The organism is Subtercola lobariae (assembly GCF_014640255.1).
Taxonomy (GTDB): domain Bacteria; phylum Actinomycetota; class Actinomycetes; order Actinomycetales; family Microbacteriaceae; genus Subtercola; species Subtercola lobariae.
Map to the genome: position 1 here is coordinate 25490 of NZ_BMGP01000001.1, position 18004 is coordinate 43493.

Sequence of the window (18004 nt, forward strand, 5' to 3'; positions counted from 1 at the left end):
CGAAACTAATTGCTTGTTGGTGGATGAGTCAATACCCTGAGTTGTGTGATGTCAACTCGAAAGAATCCCACCCAACGGAAAAGCCCTGTCGCACGCCAAGCCGAGATCGTCGAAACCGCGAGCCGAATCGCGGTCAACGAGGGCCTTGAGAAAGTCACCGCGAAACATGTGGCCGAGGTTCTCGGAGTTGTTCCAGGCCTCATCAACCATTACTTCAATTTCGTAGACGACCTGGTCGCAGCGGCATTCGGGTATGCAACGACAGCCGAACGCACCGAAATTTATGCCGGCGCGTTTGCTGCACCGACACCGTCACAGCAGCTGCTGCGGCTGTTCACCGAGCTCCTCGATACAGAGAGAGACGCCGTCAGCCTTCTCTGGCTCGACGCCTGGCAAGCCAGCAGGCGACGTCCAGCGCTGCTCCGCGAGGTCGTTATTCAGATGAGGGCCGATGTGACAGCTCTGGCTGCGCTCATTCAGTCCGGGATCGATGTCGGCGATTTCACCGCGATCGACCCATCTGCATCGGCGACGCGGATCATGTCGCTCATCGACGGTTTGAGTGTGCGAGCCGCAACGCGATCATTTATCGACTACGAAGTGGTCGCTGAGTTGGTTCTGCGAAATGTAGAGCGAGAACTTGATCTTCCCGAGCACGCACTCAGCGGCACAAGCACATGACCTCGCGACGGTTCAGCCGAGTTTCCGATGACTACGTGCGACCACGCGCTGGCGATGGTTGGTGTTCATAGGCGTAGCGGTAGTAGTCGGCGTTCAGCAGTTCCCGCGCTGCCGCCTCATCGACGACGACGGTGACATGCGGGTGCAGCTGTATTGCCGAGGCCGGCACCGACGCTGTAACAGGTCCCTCGACTGCCGCAGCGAGGGCGCGCGCTTTGGTTTCGCCGAACGCGAGTAGCAGAAGATGTTTTGCGCGCAGGATCGTGCCGATGCCCTGTGTCACACAATGAACCGGAACACTATCGGGTGGGTCGAAGAATCTGGCGTTGTCGGCGCGTGTCTGCGAGGTCAGTGTCTTAACGCGGGTGAGCGAAGCGAGCGAGGAACCGGGCTCGTTGAAGCCGATGTGTCCGTCTGTTCCGATGCCGAGTATCTGCAGGTCGATTCCGCCCGCGTCGGTGATTCGCTGCTCATAGTCAACTCCCGTGCGTTCGAGGGTGAAGGGTTCGACGGCGGGTACAGACAATGCCGATTCGTTCAGCCCCAGCGGCCGCATGAACGTGCGCAGCAGCACGGCCCGATAGGCTTGCGGGTGCGTCGGAGCGATGCCGACATACTCATCGAGGGCGAATGCTCGAATCCCTGAGGCATCGAAGGTTCGCTTCTGTGCCGCCAATTCCTCGTACAACGCGAGCGGGCTCGAGCCGGTAGCGACCCCGAGAACGCAGTTCGGCTTCGTGCGAATCTGTGCTGCAACAATGAGTGCTGCGAGCCGACTGCCTTCTGCCTCGTCTGAGGCTATGACGACTTCTGTCATCAGCGTCTACTTGATCGCACCGGCGGTGAGCCCGCTGACCACTCGACCTTCGATGAAGGCGAAGAGAATGATCACAGGCACGGTCGCGATGAGCGCCCCCGCAAAGAGGTGACCCCAGTCGATGGAGTACTGGCCGATGTAGTTGTTGATCGTCACGGTCAGTGGTTGCTGCCCTGACGGTGCCCCGAGCGTCAACGTCAGCGCGACGAGAAATTCGTTCCACGCAGTAATGAAGGTGAAGATCAGCGCCGTGACGACGCCTGGCAGCGCGAGGGGCAGGGTGATGCGCATGACCGCACCGATGCGGCTCGCCCCGTCGACCATCGCGGCCTCCTCTAACTCGACGGGAATCGACGAAAAGAATGCGTTCAAGATCCAGATGGCGAAGGCCATGTTGAATCCAGCGTTGATGAGGATGAGCGAGATCGTGGGTGGAAGGTTGAAGTTCAAGAACTCGCGCTGAATACCGACGAGCATCGCGGCGGGCTGGAACATCTGGGTCGCGAGTACGAGCAGCAGAAACGCAGTGCGGCCGCGAAAGCGCTGGCGGGCGGTGTAGTAGGCCGCGGGTAGAGCGACGAGCAGCACCAGAATGGTCGCGCCGCCGGCAACCTCGAGGCTCGTGGCCAGGTTGCCACCGAATCCGCTCGACCAGATGGTGACGAAATTCGAGAAGTCAGCATGGGAGGGCAGCAGGTTTCTGCTGAGAAGTTCGTTGGCCGGCCGAACAGCCACGATCGCCATCTCGATGTATGGCACCAAGAAGATGAGTGCCACCGCATAGGCGATGATGGCGAGAATAATCGTGCGATATCTTCTCGTCTGCGCACGGCGGCGCCGGGGCGGTGCGAGCGCTTTTTCGGGCAGAGGGTTCACGGCGGCGGCTTTCTTTTCCATCAGGCTGGTCATCAGTCGACCTGGTCCTTCCAGCGCGTAGAGCGCAAGTAAATGACGACGATGATGATCACGATGGCGAAGTTAATGACAGACATCGCGGCAGATTCGCCGATGAAGCTTTGCTTGAGAGTGAACATGAAGGTGGTCGTCGTGCTGGTCGCGTAGGCGGGGCCGCCGCGAGTCATCTCCCAGATGATCGGGAATGAGTTGAACACGTTGATCACGTTGATCAGCACTGCAACGATGATCGCCGGGCGTAGAAGGGGAAGCGTGATGGCGCGATACCTCGACCACTTCGTCGCCCCGTCGAGATCTGCGGCTTCATAGATCTCTTCAGGTATCGACTGCAGCCCCGAGAGAATCGCGTAGGTCGAGAACGGCAATGACACGAATATGGCGACAAGCATCATCCAGCCGAACGCGGCCGGCGGGTTGCCCAGCCACGCAGACTCGTTCGAGTTGAAGGCGTCAAGCAGCCCGAGTCGGTTCAGTACGACGTTGATCGCACCGTTGTTCGAGTCGAGCGCCCAACGGAAGATGAGCGCGGTCATCATCACCGATGCCGCCCACGGAACGATGAGAGCCCAGCGGGCGAACCGGCGCCCCGGGAACCGGGCGTTGAAAAGCTGGGCGAGTGCCAGAGAGATGACCATGGTGACCACCACCACCCCGATCGTCCAGATGGCAGTGCGCAGAAGAACACCGACAAAGGCGGGTTCGGCGAACAGCTTGGTGAAGTTGTTGAACCCGGCGTCACCGAGCACGAACCCGTCTGGGCTGATCTTCTGAAGTGACGACTGGATCATGACTATCACCGGCAAGATGACGACGACTCCGATGAGTACGACGGCCGGGCCGACCCAGATCAGGGGCGTCAATCGTGACAGGCGCCAGCGGAAGGGCCGCGCCGGCAGGCGGGGAGCGATATCGACGCTCATGTGAACTCCTCTGTTCATCGAACGGGGGTGAGGATGCCCGACTGCCGCGCCGAGCATCCTCACCGTCTACTGTGCCTGTTCTGTGTTCTTACTGCCCTGACGCCACTTGCTGTATCTGGCCGAGCACTGTCGACGGGTCATCGGCCACGGCGGTACCGATTGTCTGCTGGATGCTCGTCTTCACTTGCGGCCATGACGTGTCGCTGGGGTATTGCACAGAGTTGGGTAGCGACTTGATGAACCCGCCGAAGGTGGGGTCGGCAGCCAAGGAGTTGGCGGCCGTCGTCGTCGCCGGCAACAGGTCGTATTCCTTTGAGAACGACAGCTGGTACTGGTCTTGATAGGCGAAGTCGAGGAAGCTCTTGATCTCGGCCTGGTGACCGTTCGCGTTGAACGCGGCGACGTTGTCGCTCACGCCGAGCGTCTTGGTCAGTGCGGCATCTTTGCCGGCGATCTGGGTCGAGGCCCAGTCGCTGTCTTTCAGCACGCCACCGCTGGAAATGATCGGGATGAGCGCGGGCGAGCCGTTGACCATTCCCACTTGACCCTGAGCGAATTTCTGCCACAGGTCGGTGCGGTTCACGGTGCTGGGGCTGGGCTCGGTGTCTCCTGCTTTGACGAGCGTGTTCAGAAACTGAAAGGTCTGCACGTTGGCGGCACTGTTGATGTCATATTTTGCGTCGGACGTCTGGTAGCCGCCGTTGTTGCCGAGCATCCAGAGCAGCGATTCCGCCTGCGCCTCTTCTGAGCCGAGCGGAAGGCCGAAGCCGATCTTGCCGAGAGCGGTGATCTTCGCTGCGTCGGTCTGAATATCGGCCCACGTCGCAGGAGCATTGGTAATACCTGCCTGGGAGAACAGCGCTTTGTTGTAGAACAACGTGCGGGAACTCGTCGTGAACGGCATGCCGTATTGCACACCGTTGTAGCTACCCTGATCTTTGAATGCCGAGAGCAGGTTGTCGGGGTTCGATAGTACGTCGGTTGCCGGGTACAGCAGGCCTTCTTGAGCGTAGGTAGAGAAGTAGTCGCCCTCGGTGATGTCGGGGTACTGCTTGTTCTGCACCATGGTCTGAACCTGGCTGTCGAAGTCGTTCCAGTTGATCGTCTGCACCGTGACGGTGACGTTCGGGTTTTGCGCGTGGAATGCGGTCGCAATGTCTTGCCAGTACGTCTGGCTCGTGTTGCTCGGCCCGGTGCCGTAGTCGGCTGCGACGAGCTTGAGGGTGACGGCAGAGCCGCTGGCACTCGTGCCGCCGCCGCCGCTGGCGCATCCCGTCGCTGCCAGGGCGATAGCCGCCGTAATCGCGGCTGCGCCGCTGACGCGGCGCGCTAACTGTGATTTCATTCTGACTCCCTTTCAGGGCCGATGCTTGATTGTGATTTTTTCAGGTGTAAATCGATCACAACTGGACACTAACCGCTCACGTCGAAAATCGAAAGAGAAATTTTCTGCAATCAGAAATCTGTTACGTCACTGAAACACTCGAGCGCGTTTCGACCCGCTGTTCGTCACGGAAGTACGACCCGCACATTGGCGGCGTCCAGCGCCGCAGCGAGAGCTCCCGAAACGGGCTTCTCCGTCACCAGCACGTCGATTTGATCAAGCGGACTGATGCGGGCCAGAGTTGCTCTGCCCATCTTGGTGGAGTCGGCAACGACGATGACTCTCTTCGCGACCTTGACGAACGACTGGCTGACTTCTGCTTCGCCCTCATGCAGTGTCGTGGCGCCAAACTGCTCGCTCAGGCCGTCGACGCCGAGAATGACCGTGTCGAGCACTAAATCTGACAACGTATTCGTCACAATCGAACCGACGAGTTCATATGATTGCCGACGTGCAATGCCGCCTGTCACGACGATCTTGATGTGAGGCCGCACTGAGAGTTCGTAGCCGATGTTGAGGGCGTTGGTGACCACGGTGAGACCGTACTCGACGTCTTTGCCGACGAGGTGTGGGCTTCGACCGAGCGCCCTCGCGACCTCGCTTGTCGTCGTGCCCCCGTTCAGGCCGATGGAGTCACTCAGAGAAACGAGTTTGCTCACCGCCCCGGCTATCGCCAGTTTCGCTTCACCCTGGCGCGCGATCTTGTATTGCAAGGGCAGTTCGTACCCCGTTCCCAATGCAACCGCACCCCCATGCGTGCGAGTGAGCAGGTGCTCGTCAGCAAGTGCATTGAGATCACGGCGGGCTGTTGCCGCCGAGATCTGCAGTGCGTCACTGATCTCGGTGATAGAGATTTCTCCGCGGTCGCTGACGAGTTCGAGCAAGGCGTTCAGCCGGTGTTGTTGTGTCAAGAAAGCAGCCCTTCCTGCATTTGTCGATGTCCCAACACTACTGTCGATAACGATCAATTCTGTGATTGTTATTGACTGTTTCAAGGCATTTCAATCATAATCAGTCTGTACTGTTCACCCAGGTTTGAGAGAGCTGTCATGACCGAATTTTTCGTCGATGCGGAACTCGCATCGCAACCCCACGTGTGGCTAACTGCCGCTGGAATGCTTTCCGATGTTGCTCACCTGCTCCCCGCTCGCGGAGAGCGCACCGCCATAATCGGGTGCGGTACGAGCTGGTTTGTCGGCATGAGCTATGCGGGCTTTCGAGAGCAGGCGGGTCACGGCGAGACCGATGCCTTTGCCGGGTCGGAGTTTCCGGTAGGCCGCGACTATGACGCGTACATCCTTCTTTCACGCTCAGGCACAACAACCGAGATTCTCGATCTGCTCGACGTTCTGCCCGCTGATAAGACGGTGGTCATCACGGCCGTACCCGATAGCCCGCTTGCGATGGGGTCGTCGCGAGTCATTGCGTTGCCGTTCGCTGATGAGCGTTCGGTTGTGCAGACCCGATTCGCTACCACCGCGCTCGCGCTGCTGCGCGCACATCTCGGGCACGACATCGCTGACCTCGCCGCCGAAGCCGAGCTGGCGCTGTCGATCCCGATCCACGAGCTGCTCGCTGCCGAACAAGTGAGTTTCGTCGGACTGGGCCCGGCCGTCGGCCTAGCGACAGAAGCCGCTTTGAAATGTCGCGAGGCGGCGCAGTTCTGGGCCGAGTCCTATCCCGCGATGGACTACCGTCACGGCCCCGTCGCGATCGCCCAACCGGGGCGGTTGGTCTGGTGCCTCGGTGACGCCCCCGAGGGGTTTGCCGACGAGATCGATCACACCGGGGCGACTTTCGTGCGCCACGGCCTCGATCCGATCGCCGGGCTGATCGTTGCCCAGCGTTTCGCGGTAGCACTCGCCGTTCAGCGCGGCCTTGATCCTGACCATCCACGCGCCCTCACGCGTTCTGTCATTCTGTCGTCATGAATCCGGTGCGCCAGGGAGTCGATGTCGGCGGCACAACGATAAAAGGGCTACTTGTCGACGCAGACGACACAGTGCTCGAACAGTGGACAGAACAGACGCCGCGCGACGATCGAACAGGCGAGCAGACAATCGCGACCATCGTTTCTCGCATCGAAGCGTCGAGATGGCGCACCGGCATCGAGGCGATAGGAATCGTCGTGCCCGGCCTCGTTGACGAAGACAAGGGTATCTGCCGTCAATCGGTCAATCTCGGCTGGAAGGATGTTGCGGTCGCCGGCCCGCTCGGTGACGCACTCAGGCTACCGATTGCTTTCGGCCACGACGTTCGGGCGGGCGCGCTAGCCGAAGCCCGAACCGGTGCGAGCGCACGCACGCCTGGCGTGGCAGCCTTTCTTCCGATCGGCACCGGGCTGGCTGCCGCATATACCCACAACGGTGAGGTGCTCACGTTCGGCGGATTGGCAGGCGAGGTCGGCCAGATTCGCCTTCTACAAGGCCCCCACGCCGGCAGCACCATCGAAGATATCGCATCAGCGGGCGCCATCGCGCGGCGTCTGGGAGTGCCGAACGCGCGTAGAGCGACTGATCTCGTGCGCGCAGGCGACCCTGCGGCCGTCGCGGTCTGGAACGACGCCCTTGTGATTTTGGCCGACGTGATCGCCTGGATCACCGTTACGGTCGGGCCTGAGCTGGTGGTGATCGGTGGCGGGCTCAGTGCGTCTGCCGACCTCCTTCTGCCGGCTTTGACGCAGGGCCTCGCGGCTCGTGTTGCCGACGCACCTCTTCCGACAATCGTGAAGGCCGCACACGGGGTCAGCGCAGGTGCGGTGGGTGCGGCCCAACTCGCAGCCGACGTGCTGCGAAAGGGCGCGCGGCAATGACGCCTGTGCGAACGATAGTCGCTGATCGCATCGTTACTGCAGAGAACGAGTGGTCGCCGGGTTATCTGAAACTCGATGGCGAGAAGATCGTCGGTGCCGGTGAGTCTGAGCAGCTAGGCGTTAATTCGGAGTACGTTTCTGGCACCCTCATTCCGGGGTTCGTCGATATGCACGTGCACGGCGCCCTCGGTGTGGATTTCGGGTCTGCCCGCTCTGAAGCCGAGGTGCGCAAAGCGGCTGCCTACCATCACTCGCTCGGTAGCACGACAGTTGTCGCGTCAGTTGCTACGTCGGCGCTGCACTCGATGGCGGCCGCGGCGCGCCGTCTAGCCCCGAGCGTCGAATCGGGAGACCTCGCGGGCATCCACTTGGAAGGACCGTTCCTCGCACCCACGCGAAGAGGAGCGCACCGCCAAGACTTGCTGCGTGTGCCAGATCTTCGTGAGCTTGATGACCTCATCGAGGCAGGCGGCGGCGCGATCATCATGGTCACCATCGCGCCCGAGCTGCCAGGCGCGCTGAAGCTGATCGATCGACTCGTCGAGTGTGACATCGTTGCCGCCATCGGTCACTCCGACTGCGATGCTGACACGGCACGCGCTGCGCTCGATTCGGGGGCACGGGTGGTGACGCATCTGTACAACGGTATGAGGCCCTTTCACCATCGCGACCCTGGGCTGGCCGGTGTGGCCCTCAGCGACAGCCGTGCGGTGGTCGAGTTGATTTTAGATCGCTTCCACCTCACGGGGGAGGCTCAAACGATCGCTCTGAATTCTGCTCGCGGCCGCGTGGCGGTTATCTCCGACGCCATGCAGGCTGCCGGATGCCCGGATGGGGTGTACCGCATCGCGGGGTCAGTCGTGCAGGTCACCGATGGCGCCGCGTGGCTGGCCGACGGTTCGTCGATCGCAGGCTCCACCTCAACGGCGAGCAATGGATTTCACACCTTGAGAACGGTACTCAACAGGTCGCTCCGTGAGGCGATCGAGGCCACGGCATCGACTCCGGCACGCATTCTCGGCCTCGAGTCGCGCTCGTTCGCCGTCGGTGAAAACGCAGATCTTCTGGTCGTGAATCGCGAGGGTACTGAAGTGGTTCGAGTCATGAGGCGGGGGCGATGGCTGACGTCGTGATCGTGACGCCGAATCCTGCGCTAGATGTCACCTACCACGTGCCTGTGAACCGGCCAGGCGAGACCAACCGCGTCGCTGAAGTTCACCACCGACCCGGTGGTAAGGGGCTGAATGTCGCACAGGTGCTAGACACGCTGAATGTGAGCACGGTATCGGTGCTCCCTCTCGGTGGCCGGAATGGCGTCGTGCTCACGGAACAGCTCGAATCATTTTCCGGCGGAGTGCATCCGGTCATCATCAGGGGCCAAACACGAAGCACTGTGACAGTCGCCGACCAGGTCGGGCATCCAACCGTTTACAACGAAACCGGCCCCGACCTCGGTGCAGACGAATGGCTGGCTCTCAGAGCAGCCATTCGAGCTGAACTCTCTGACGCACGGGTGCTCGTGATCGCCGGTTCACTGCCAGGCGCAGCCCCTCACGGAGAACTCTGCGCTTGGATCGGCGATGCCCGGCAGGCCGGGGTCGAGGTCGTCGTCGACTGCTCGGGGCGGTGGATGATCGAGGCCGCGAAAGCCGGCGCAGACGTGCTCAAGGCGAATGCCGACGAAATTCGTGACGCGACCAATGCAGACACGGTCGAAGATGGCGTACAGGTTTTGTTGAGGCGTGGAGCAGGCTGCGTCGTGGCTTCTCTCGGCAGCGAGGGAATTTTCGCGTACGAGGGCGGCCATGCGTATCACGTCACTGCAATACCAGGCCTTCGGGGTAATCCGACGGGCGCCGGAGATGCAGCCACGGCCGGCCTCGTAGCGGCTCGCCTCCAAGGTGCCCCCCCAATTACGGCCTTGGCCTGGGCTTCTGCTGCAGGCGCGGCCGCCGTACTCCGACCCGTCGCCGGTGAGGTCGATCTCGTCGATTTCTCCCGTTTCTCTTCCCAGCTGCTCGCCGAAAGGGCTACTTCGTGAACACATCAACGACCATCGACCTGTTGACTGCGGCTCGACTCTCGCATAGCGGGGTCGGTGCGTTCAACGTGGTTCTTCTCGAGCACGCCGAGGGCATCGTCGCCGGTGCCGAGAACGTCGGCCTGCCGGTCATCTTGCAGATCAGCGAGAACTGCATTCGTTATCACGGTGACCTGGCGCCGATCGTGCTTGCGACCCTTCGTATCGCCCGCGCCGCCTCGGTGCCAGTGACCGTGCATCTAGATCACATCGAATCTGGGGCACTCGTCAGGCAAGGTCTCGCCCTCGGCGTCGATAGCGTCATGTTCGACGCGTCGAAGCTGCCCTACAACGAAAACGTGGCAACCACTCGGGAGATCGTGGCCGCCTGTCACAGCTTCGGCGTACCGGTCGAGGCCGAGCTGGGTGAAGTCGGTGGCAAAGACGGAGTGCACGCGTTCGGGGTGCGAACCGACCCGGACGATGCAGTTCGCTTCGTCGATCAAACCGGCGTCGACTCGCTCGCGGTCGCCGTCGGAAGCTCCCACGCCATGACCACCAGGGTCGCGTCGGTCGACCTCGACCTCATTCGTCGCCTTTCATCGGCTGTTCCGGTGCCTCTGGTTCTGCACGGCTCATCAGGGCTCCCCGATGATCAACTCGTCGCGGCAATCGCCGCAGGTATGACGAAAATCAATATCTCCACGCACCTGAATGGCTTATTCACCGGCGCGGTTCGTGCCGTGCTTCAGGAAAAGCCCCTCGAGACTGACCCGCGCACCTTCGTCACAGCGGGCCGGGCCGCACTCAGCGCTGAAGTCGGGCGCCTGTTGCGGCTGATCAACGGCTGACCTCAGCCAACGCAATGCACGATCGGCGCGAAGGTGAGCCGATCGCTACTCAACAACAATATAGAGGAGCACGTGTAATGAAACGAAGGTATCCCATCGGCGCAGTCGCGCTGGTATGCGGTCTCATGTCGATCGGCGCGGTCGGCGCTACTGCTGTGAGCGCAAACGCAGTAACGGCCAAGGAGAACGCCTCAGCGGCAGTCACTGCCGCTGCGGCGTCAAGCGTCATTCCTCGCGGGGCGAACAGCGCCTGGGTCTACGACGGCAAAAGCGGCGCGGGTGTCTGGTCGTCGACCATTCTCAACTACAACCAGCTGGCCACCGACGGGCACAAAATTACTCAGCTGTACACGTACGGCAGTGACGTCGAATCTGACAGTTCTACGGCATCGGGCTTCACTAGTTACTACACCGCCGGCGTGCAACCCTCAGAAAGCACAACGGCGTACAACGCGCAACTGAACATCGCTCCGGGGCTCACCAGTTCGCCGTCTCCGGTGCAGCTCTCGCCGATCATCGACGGGCAAATCGGAAGCGACTCGCTGCCAGGCTCGTTCAACTCGATGTCGACAACGAGCGCAAACGCGTTGGCAGACCAGATAGCGCAGCAGGTCTGCGCCGATGACAACGTCTCGGGCATCCAATTCGACATCGAACCGTTCAACGTGACCAGCACCACGACCGGGCAATACCCGTTCTACCTGCAAATCGGTAAGGACTTCGCCGGCTCCGGCTGCGTCAACGCCACCCACCCGCTAGGCCGCTACTTTTCGGTTTTCGCATTCGGCTCTGCAATCAACCCGGCAACTCCGTCGGGAGTGAACGTAGCCAGCATGCTCAACACCTATCACAACGGTTACTTCGTTGACTCGCTCTACGACCTCGGAACCGGCCCCGCCGGGGCACTCAACAGCCCCGACACCTACGCCGGGCTTGTCGGGACTGAGACCACTAACACTGTTCAATGGGCGCGCCAGCTCGGCATCAACTACGCTTTCGGCATTCCGGCTGCAGCATCAGACCACGAATACACCACCTGCCAAGGCAGCGACTGCGTCGCGGGCACAAGTGCCACTGGCGCATCGGTTTCCGGAGCCCCGATGCTGAGTTATGTGACAGCGGCGGTCAACGCAATCAACGCACAGAACGCCACCACCGACCCCCTCTATGTGGGAACCGACCTGTGGGATTTCGGTGCCGGAACGGGAACGTCTCTTGGTAAGGTCGTCGTTACTCCCGCCGCAGCGCAAGTCGATGTTCTGAAGTGGCTGGCCGTGCACCTGCCCGGCGCCACCGCGGCGAGCAGCCCCCCGGCAGACACCACGGCACCAACGGTGCCGACGGGACTGGCGCTGAACGGGTCGGCCACTAGTACGACCATTCCGGTCACGTGGGCCGCATCAACCGACGCCGTCGGAGTTGCCGGCTACCGCATCTACACGGGAACCACGAAACTCGCAGACGTCACCGGCACCTCGACCACACTCACCGGGCTGACCCCGTCAACCGCGTACCCGCTGACCGTGACGGCCTACGACGCAGCCGGCAACGAGTCAGCTAAGAGCGCGGTGCTGAACGCCACAACCGCGGCCTCGGGCACAACGCCCCCGGCGTCGAACCTCGTCACTGACGGCGGGTTCGAATCTGGTGGCCTTGCCAGCTGGAGCTGTGTCACAGGAACAGGAGCTGTCGTCACTGGCCACGCCCAAACAGGCAACGATAGCCTCGCTCTCACCCCCACGAGCACGGTCACCGCGGAATGCACTCAGAACGTCACCGTAGTGGCTGGAAAGTCGTACACCGTGTCGGCAGCACTTGCGGGCGGCACGAACTCGATCGCATTGACCCTGAAGATCAACGGCAGCACCGTGAATTCGTCAGGCTCAGCGTACGCGACGAAGAGCTTCACCTTCACCGCGGCAACATCTGGTCAGATTCAGCTCTCCCTCTCTGCCTACAAGCAACAAAGCGGAACCGGCTACGTCGACGACGTTTCTTTGACCGCAAACTCCTAGCGTTCACAGGGCTGGGATCACTCGGAGATCGAGTGATCCCAGCTCGGGGCGCGGTAAGGTCGCAAACGACGAAGAGCTGCTGGATTGGAGCGGGCGAATGCAACCACCGAGAACCGCTGAAGTCGTCAACGCCGAGGCGGTTTACGGCACTGTGCTGATTTCGAGCCTTCTCTATGTCTTCTCGCTCAAATTTTCAGCATGGGATACATTGGCGACCACTGTCGAGGCTGTTATTGTCTTTTTCATCGCTCACGTCTATGCCGAGATCATTGCCAACCAAACCGGCACACTATCGACAGCCGTTCATGACGCGCTCGTGCGTTCGCGCGGATTGCTGTTGGCTGCTGTCGTACCACTGACAATCATGCTGCTCGCAGCTCTCGGCATAGTCTCGAAAGATCGCGCGGTGACAAGTGCCGTGTGGGCGTCAGCGGTCATTCTCGGCATACTCGGATGGTTCGCCGTAGCCCCTCGGAGCACGAAGTGGTGGATACGCGCCATCGCGGCCCTTTCCACCGCAGGCCTTGGCCTCGTACTCGTCGCACTGAAGGCCCTGACTCACTGAAGTCATGTTCCCAGGGAGTCTGGCGGCCACGGCCCAGTGTGCCCGTTCGCGTCACATTGAGGTGGTGCTCGAACGAAAGCGCAACATGTCGTTCTGCCTCAATGTGCTGTTGTGTCTGGCGACTGGTTTTCTCTGGATGATCTACTGGGGGCTGCGGGCGCGTTACCCGAAGTCATTGAGATTGCACCGCCTGAACGCCTCGAGCTAACGCCAAGCCGTCGGCCGTGGCCTGAGGCGCCGTGCCCCTCAGATTCCGTCGTACTGCAGAATGGTGAGCCCACCACCCGCACCTTCGGTGACGTACATCAGCCCGTCTTGGGCAACGTAAACGTCGACCGAGTGCACAACTCGTGGCCGATTGGGCCGGTAGTCGTTCCACTGAGTGGGCGCCGGCGGCACGAAGTGCGCGACTTCGGCGGGCTGAAACTGGTTGCTGATGTCGAAGACCCGAACCCCGGCATTCTGGTAGGTCGAGAAGATGAGATTCGAACTCTGAAACGATCCGATGCGGTTCTCGTGCACATTGTGCGGGCCGAAATGGCCGCCCTTCGCCACAAAATCACGGTCGGCGGGGGTGGGCAGAGTGGAGATGGTGACGGGGTTCGTGGGCACCGAGACATCCACGACCCAGGTGTGTTTGAGGCCGTCTTCGATGTTGTCTGCGATGGCCTCGTCGGGCACGATGCAGAGCCCGCGGTCGGGCAACGGCAGGCCCGAATGCGTGCCACCGCCGAACGGCGGAGACCAGTTGAGGTGCGAAACGAGCGTGGGCTTCGTCGGGTCGCTTACGTCGAGCAGAATCAGCCCGCCGTCACGCCAGCCGCAGTATGCGATGTTGTTGGCTACCACCGGGTGGTGCAGAGCCCAGCGATTGGTCCAGGTGGGGGTCTCGCCGCCGGCGGTCCACATGCCCGGCACCCACCAACGACCCACCTCCACCGGACGTTCGGGGTTGATCAGGTCGATCACTCCGAAGATGTGGTCGGTGAACCCCCAGGGCATGATCGACGCGTAGGCATACCGCCCGCCGTCCCACCAGATGCGGTGCACGCCTTTGCCGTCGACCGGCATGAAACCGATTTCACGAGGGCGAGCCGGCGTTGAAATGTCGAACACCCGGATGCCCGCCGCGAAGTTTCGCCCGCCGGTCTCGTTGATCGAGCGGCCGTAGTAGTCGCTCTCCTCCTGATATTGCGAATAGAAGTCGAATTCGTTGATGACGAGCATCAGGTCGCCGTGCGTCTGCAGGTGAATCGACCAGGTGTTCGGGGGAGTCGGCAGAAAGTTCACCGTTCGCGGATCGCGCGGGTTGCGAACGTCGATCACGCTGACCCCGCCGCTGAAGACGTGCCCCACGTAGGCGTGACCGTTGGCGATCATCACCTGACAGGTGTCGCCGAGCCCGTTCACATCGGAGTGGCCGACGAACGAGATTCCAGATGCGCTTTCGGGAATCATCAGGTCTGACTGTGACATCGTTGTCTTTCTTTCTGGGGTGAGGCTGTTTCTGGAGTGAGGCTCGCCGAGTGGCGGGGCGAGTGCGCCGAGCTAGGCGCTCGCCGAACTGGCCAGGCGTAAAGCCTGCCGAACGGCGATGGGTTCGTGGGCGGGGTCGGTTCTGGCCAGTAGCGTGATGGCCACCGTGGCGAGGTGGCGCGCGGCTACCGCTGCAGCTCGTGGCGCGTCGCGTGCGACGCACGCCTCGTAGATGTCGTGATGGTCATCCATCGACAAATCCATCGACGTCAGCCGCTGCCCGAGCCACATGTAGCGAAACATCTGCGACCGCTCGGTGAGCTTGTCGAGGTCTGACTGGATGGCCGCCGGCGCGTGCATCGTGTGCGAGTTGTGAAATGCGGGGTCGGCCTCCTGCCACGCCTCGAGGTCGCCGCGCTGCTCTGCCGCGGTCACCTCGTCGAGTAGCCGGCCCATCTCGTCGAGATCGGCGGCGGTCAGCGCCGGAACGGTCATGCTCGTGCAGAGGGCGCTCAGCAGCATGCGCTGAGCGAACACCGCCTCGAGCTCTTCTGACGAGAAGGTCGCAACGCGCGGGCGTTGATTGTGCGCGATGGTGACGAAGCCTTCTTCTTGCAGCATGCGTAACGCCTCGCGCATCGGCGTTCTACTGACCCCGTACTTGTTGGCCAGTTGCACGCTCGAAATCACCGAGCCGGCAACGAGTTCGCCGGTGAGAATCGCCTGCCGAAGTTCGTTTCGAACGTCGATCATCGTCTCGCCTGCTCGGGCTCCACCCCGGGCAGGCAGGGGCCGAGACTCGGTTTTGTTGGTCATTGCGTCGGTCATGATGTCTCGTAGCGTATCCACTTTTTCAGCAAATGAGCAACTCTTCGGCGCTAGATCGTAGATTCACACTTGACAACCATCAAAAGTGGATCCACTCTTACATTCATGCAACAAGACCACTTGGGGCTGACGAGGATGTCGTTCCAGAACGTCAGCAAATCATTCGACGGTGCCAGAGCCCTGTCTTTCGTCAGCTTCGACGTGTCGGCCGGCTCGGTGCACGCCCTGCTCGGCGCCAACGGCGCGGGCAAGTCGACTCTGATCAAGATTCTCGCGGGCTTCTACAAGGCAGATTCGGGCCAGATACTGATCGACGGCGAGCCGGCAACCAGTTCGTCGGCGGTCGCGTTCATCCATCAAGATCTCGCGCTCGTCGGTGACCTCACGGTCGCCGAGAACATCGCCTTGGTTCGGGGTTACCCCCGTCGCGCAGGCCACATCGCCTGGCGCGCGGTTCGCAAGCAGGCTGTCGATGCCCTCGACGCGGTAGGCGGGGGTATCGACCCTGATGATAAGGTCAGCGCGTTGTCCCGAGCCGATCAGTCTCTCGTGGCCATCGCCCGCGGGGTCTCGATGAACTGCCAGGTGCTGGTGCTCGATGAACCGACGGCGAGTCTGCCCGATGCCGACGTCGAACGGCTCTTCACGATCATCCGTCGCCTCCGAAGCAACGGCGTCAGTGTTATCTACGTGTCGCACCGACTCGACGAGATTCGCCAGATCGCCGATCAGGTGACAGTTCTGCGAGACGGCCAGGTGATCGCTGACGCAGCGATCACTGACATCTCTGACCAGCAGATCGTCGCTGCCATCGTGGGCGGCGCGCTCATCCATTCGCGGCGAAGGCGCACTGCAGTCTCTACCGAAACAGTGCTCAAGGTTGCGGATGCCCGTGTCTCGCCCGACTCGGGAGTATTCGGTTTTGAGCTCCATCGCGGCGAGATCGTGGGCCTTGCCGGCCTGCGCGGCGCCGGGCACGAAGAGGTCGGGCGCGCACTCGCCGGTATCTCACCGCTTGACGAAGGCGACATCGTGCTCGGCGGCCGCACTATTGAGATCAGCAGTGTTCGCACCGCCATCGGCCTCGGAATCGGCTTCGCCACCAGCCGCCGAGAAGAAGAGGCGCTGGCCATGACGCTTACCGCGCGTGAGAACTTCTACCTGAACCCCGGCGTGCTCAAAGGCGCGAGCACAAGGCGACTCATCGGGGCCGACGAACGCAGACGTGCCGCGGGGCTGGCCACCGAAGTTCGCTTGCGCCCGAACGACCCCGAAGCCATTGTCGCCACGTTCTCAGGCGGCAACCAGCAGAAGGTCGTGCTCGGGCGCTGGCTCAGCATCGAGCTGAACGTTCTCATTCTCGAAGAGCCCACCATGGGCATCGACGTGGGGGCGCGCGCCGAGATCTATGCGCTCATTCAGTCGCTCGCCGACGACGGTCTCGCACTCATCGTCGTCTCGAGCGACTTCGAAGAACTGACCCTGGTCTGCGACCGCGCGCTCGTCTTCGACCGGGGTGTCATCGGCAGCGACCTGCACGGCGATCAGCTCACCGTCGACTCATTGACCCACCATGCCAGCGGCTCTGCCCAGAAAGGCCTTCTCTCGTGACCAACCCGACCTCCGTCACCAGCACCACCCTCACTCCGGTGCACCGGGCAAGTCGGCGCGACCTCTTGTCGCGCTTTCTGCTGCCGATGATCGCGCTAGCCCTCATCGTGATCTTCTCCATCGTTCTGCCGCGCACTTTTCCCACGGTGACCACCATGCAGGCCATTCTGAACAGCACGGCTCTGATCGCCTTGCTCGCATTGGCAGAAATGCTCGTCGTCATCATCGGCGAGTACGACCTGTCGGTGGGGTACATGGCGGGGCTGCAGAGCATTCTCACCATTGGGTTCATTGTGAAACAAGGGATGCCCTGGCCCCTCGTCGTGGTGCTGATCTTGCTGATCGGCATCGGTGTGGGCATTCTGAACGGCGTCTTGATCTACATCTTCAAGATCGACTCGTTCATCGTCACCCTCGGCGTGGGCACCATCGCCTTCGCTGTGGCGAACTGGTACACCCAGGGCAATCAGCTGTTCGGTACTCTGCCGCAGGGCTTCATCAATATCTACTCCGCGAAACTGTTCGGCATTCCGGCGCCGGCCTTCTACGTGGTCGGCCTCGCGGCCATCTGCTGGTTCGTTCTCGAATACACCCCCACGGGTCGGTACCTCTATGCCCTTGGCGCGAACCGTCGAGCGGCCGAACTCACTGGCATCTCGTCGCGCAAGATCGTCATCGGTGTCTTCGCCGTGTCGGGCCTCATCGTCGCCTTCGCCGGAATCGTGCTCGCCTCTCAGCTGCGCATCGGATCGGTGAGCACGGGCCCCGACTTCTTGCTGCCCGTGTTCGTCGGCGCGGTGCTCGGCTCGGCCACCATCAAGCCGGGTCGCCCGAACGCGTGGGGAACCGTGGTGGCCGTTGTGCTGCTCGGAATCGGAATCGCGGGGCTGCAGCAGATCGGCGCCTCGTACTTCGTGCAACCACTCTTCAACGGCATCACCCTCATCGTGGGCGTCGGGGTGGCGGGGTACGCGAGCCGGCGCATTCGCAAATCGAACAAGACGAGCATCCCGACCCCTCAACCCGCTCTCGCGCCCAGCGGGGCGCCAACCGATTCACCTACCGAAAAGTCACCACTCAATAACTGAATTCATCACCCGACACCCGCA

At 61.7% G+C, this 18004-nt stretch carries 17 protein-coding genes; 10 read left to right on the top strand and 7 right to left on the bottom strand.

Going from position 1 to position 18004, the window contains the following annotated elements; genetic code table 11:
* Positions 1 to 48: 48 nt before the first annotated feature.
* Entirely contained in the window at positions 49 to 681 is a 633-nt protein-coding gene (locus tag IEX24_RS00150; protein ID WP_188671848.1) for a TetR/AcrR family transcriptional regulator, read from the top strand.
* 31 nt (positions 682 to 712) lie between these two features.
* On the opposite strand, the gene IEX24_RS00155 is transcribed toward IEX24_RS00150, so the two are convergent.
* The 5 genes from IEX24_RS00155 to IEX24_RS00175 all read right to left on the bottom strand — a co-directional run bounded on the left by IEX24_RS00155 (position 713) and on the right by IEX24_RS00175 (position 5628).
* Positions 713 to 1498 carry a glucosamine-6-phosphate deaminase gene (locus IEX24_RS00155; protein ID WP_188671851.1) on the bottom strand — a complete coding sequence of 262 codons (786 nt, stop codon included), beginning with the start codon at positions 1496 to 1498 and terminating at the stop codon, positions 713 to 715.
* 6 nt (positions 1499 to 1504) lie between these two features.
* On the bottom strand, positions 1505 to 2407 hold the full coding sequence (locus tag IEX24_RS00160) for a carbohydrate ABC transporter permease (RefSeq protein WP_188671854.1): 903 nt from the start codon (positions 2405 to 2407) through the stop codon (positions 1505 to 1507).
* Positions 2407 to 3333, bottom strand: coding sequence for a carbohydrate ABC transporter permease (locus IEX24_RS00165; RefSeq protein ID WP_188671857.1), 927 nt, complete (start codon positions 3331 to 3333; stop codon positions 2407 to 2409). The genes IEX24_RS00160 and IEX24_RS00165 overlap by 1 nt, the downstream gene beginning before the upstream one ends.
* Positions 3334 to 3421: 88 nt before the next feature.
* Positions 3422 to 4678 (bottom strand): extracellular solute-binding protein, encoded by a 1257-nt coding sequence (locus IEX24_RS00170; RefSeq protein ID WP_188671860.1) that lies wholly within the window; start codon positions 4676 to 4678, stop codon positions 3422 to 3424.
* 164 nt (positions 4679 to 4842) lie between these two features.
* The gene (locus IEX24_RS00175) at positions 4843 to 5628 is read right to left on the bottom strand and encodes a DeoR/GlpR family DNA-binding transcription regulator (protein WP_188671863.1); all 786 of its coding nucleotides are present in this window, start codon (positions 5626 to 5628) and stop codon (positions 4843 to 4845) included.
* Positions 5629 to 5766: 138 nt separating this feature from the next.
* On the opposite strand from IEX24_RS00175, the gene IEX24_RS00180 reads away from it, so the two are divergent.
* From IEX24_RS00180 to IEX24_RS00210, 7 genes are all read left to right on the top strand, one after another.
* Entirely contained in the window at positions 5767 to 6648 is an 882-nt protein-coding gene (locus IEX24_RS00180; RefSeq protein ID WP_188671866.1) for an SIS domain-containing protein, read from the top strand.
* The gene (locus tag IEX24_RS00185) at positions 6645 to 7529 is read left to right on the top strand and encodes an ROK family protein (protein WP_188671869.1); all 885 of its coding nucleotides are present in this window, start codon (positions 6645 to 6647) and stop codon (positions 7527 to 7529) included. The genes IEX24_RS00180 and IEX24_RS00185 overlap by 4 nt, the downstream gene beginning before the upstream one ends.
* Positions 7526 to 8662: an N-acetylglucosamine-6-phosphate deacetylase gene (locus tag IEX24_RS00190; protein WP_188671872.1), complete on the top strand. Its 1137-nt coding sequence runs from the start codon at positions 7526 to 7528 to the stop codon at positions 8660 to 8662. The genes IEX24_RS00185 and IEX24_RS00190 overlap by 4 nt, the downstream gene beginning before the upstream one ends.
* Entirely contained in the window at positions 8647 to 9570 is a 924-nt protein-coding gene (locus tag IEX24_RS00195; protein ID WP_188671875.1) for a 1-phosphofructokinase family hexose kinase, read from the top strand. Before IEX24_RS00190 ends, IEX24_RS00195 begins: the two co-directional genes overlap by 16 nt.
* Positions 9567 to 10400, top strand: a complete 834-nt coding sequence (locus IEX24_RS00200) for a class II fructose-bisphosphate aldolase (protein WP_188671878.1) — start codon at positions 9567 to 9569, stop codon at positions 10398 to 10400. Before IEX24_RS00195 ends, IEX24_RS00200 begins: the two co-directional genes overlap by 4 nt.
* 77 nt (positions 10401 to 10477) lie before the next feature.
* Positions 10478 to 12415, top strand: coding sequence for a fibronectin type III domain-containing protein (locus IEX24_RS00205; protein WP_188671881.1), 1938 nt, complete (start codon positions 10478 to 10480; stop codon positions 12413 to 12415).
* Positions 12416 to 12512: 97 nt separating this feature from the next.
* Positions 12513 to 12980, top strand: a complete 468-nt coding sequence (locus IEX24_RS00210; protein WP_188671883.1) for a hypothetical protein — start codon at positions 12513 to 12515, stop codon at positions 12978 to 12980.
* A gap of 246 nt (positions 12981 to 13226) precedes the next feature.
* On the opposite strand, the gene IEX24_RS00215 is transcribed toward IEX24_RS00210, so the two are convergent.
* Complete coding sequence (locus IEX24_RS00215; protein WP_188671886.1) at positions 13227 to 14456, bottom strand: LVIVD repeat-containing protein; 1230 nt, start codon at positions 14454 to 14456, stop codon at positions 13227 to 13229.
* Between the two features lie 72 nt (positions 14457 to 14528).
* Complete coding sequence (locus IEX24_RS00220) at positions 14529 to 15284, bottom strand: GntR family transcriptional regulator (RefSeq protein ID WP_188671889.1); 756 nt, start codon at positions 15282 to 15284, stop codon at positions 14529 to 14531.
* 69 nt (positions 15285 to 15353) lie between these two features.
* Between IEX24_RS00220 and IEX24_RS00225 the strand changes: the two genes are divergently transcribed.
* Together IEX24_RS00225 and IEX24_RS00230 are read left to right on the top strand one after the other, a co-directional pair.
* A complete protein-coding gene (locus IEX24_RS00225; RefSeq protein WP_203585969.1) occupies positions 15354 to 16895 on the top strand; it encodes a sugar ABC transporter ATP-binding protein in 1542 nt (513 codons plus the stop codon).
* The gene (locus IEX24_RS00230) at positions 16892 to 17983 is read left to right on the top strand and encodes an ABC transporter permease (protein WP_203585968.1); all 1092 of its coding nucleotides are present in this window, start codon (positions 16892 to 16894) and stop codon (positions 17981 to 17983) included. Before IEX24_RS00225 ends, IEX24_RS00230 begins: the two co-directional genes overlap by 4 nt.
* Positions 17984 to 18004 lie beyond the last annotated feature (21 nt).

Excerpts from the sequence above, each read along its gene's own strand:
- IEX24_RS00150 (WP_188671848.1), top strand. The coding sequence starts at position 49 with ATGTCAACTCGAAAGAATCCCACCCAACGGAAAAGCCCTGTCGCACGC.
- IEX24_RS00155 (WP_188671851.1), bottom strand. The coding sequence starts at position 1,498 with ATGACAGAAGTCGTCATAGCCTCAGACGAGGCAGAAGGCAGTCGGCTC.
- IEX24_RS00160 (WP_188671854.1), bottom strand. The coding sequence starts at position 2,407 with ATGACCAGCCTGATGGAAAAGAAAGCCGCCGCCGTGAACCCTCTGCCC.
- IEX24_RS00165 (WP_188671857.1), bottom strand. The coding sequence starts at position 3,333 with ATGAGCGTCGATATCGCTCCCCGCCTGCCGGCGCGGCCCTTCCGCTGG.
- IEX24_RS00170 (WP_188671860.1), bottom strand. The coding sequence starts at position 4,678 with ATGAAATCACAGTTAGCGCGCCGCGTCAGCGGCGCAGCCGCGATTACG.
- IEX24_RS00180 (WP_188671866.1), top strand. The coding sequence starts at position 5,767 with ATGACCGAATTTTTCGTCGATGCGGAACTCGCATCGCAACCCCACGTG.
- IEX24_RS00185 (WP_188671869.1), top strand. The coding sequence starts at position 6,645 with ATGAATCCGGTGCGCCAGGGAGTCGATGTCGGCGGCACAACGATAAAA.
- IEX24_RS00190 (WP_188671872.1), top strand. The coding sequence starts at position 7,526 with ATGACGCCTGTGCGAACGATAGTCGCTGATCGCATCGTTACTGCAGAG.
- IEX24_RS00195 (WP_188671875.1), top strand. The coding sequence starts at position 8,647 with ATGGCTGACGTCGTGATCGTGACGCCGAATCCTGCGCTAGATGTCACC.
- IEX24_RS00205 (WP_188671881.1), top strand. The coding sequence starts at position 10,478 with ATGAAACGAAGGTATCCCATCGGCGCAGTCGCGCTGGTATGCGGTCTC.
- IEX24_RS00210 (WP_188671883.1), top strand. The coding sequence starts at position 12,513 with ATGCAACCACCGAGAACCGCTGAAGTCGTCAACGCCGAGGCGGTTTAC.
- IEX24_RS00215 (WP_188671886.1), bottom strand. The coding sequence starts at position 14,456 with ATGTCACAGTCAGACCTGATGATTCCCGAAAGCGCATCTGGAATCTCG.
- IEX24_RS00220 (WP_188671889.1), bottom strand. The coding sequence starts at position 15,284 with ATGACCGACGCAATGACCAACAAAACCGAGTCTCGGCCCCTGCCTGCC.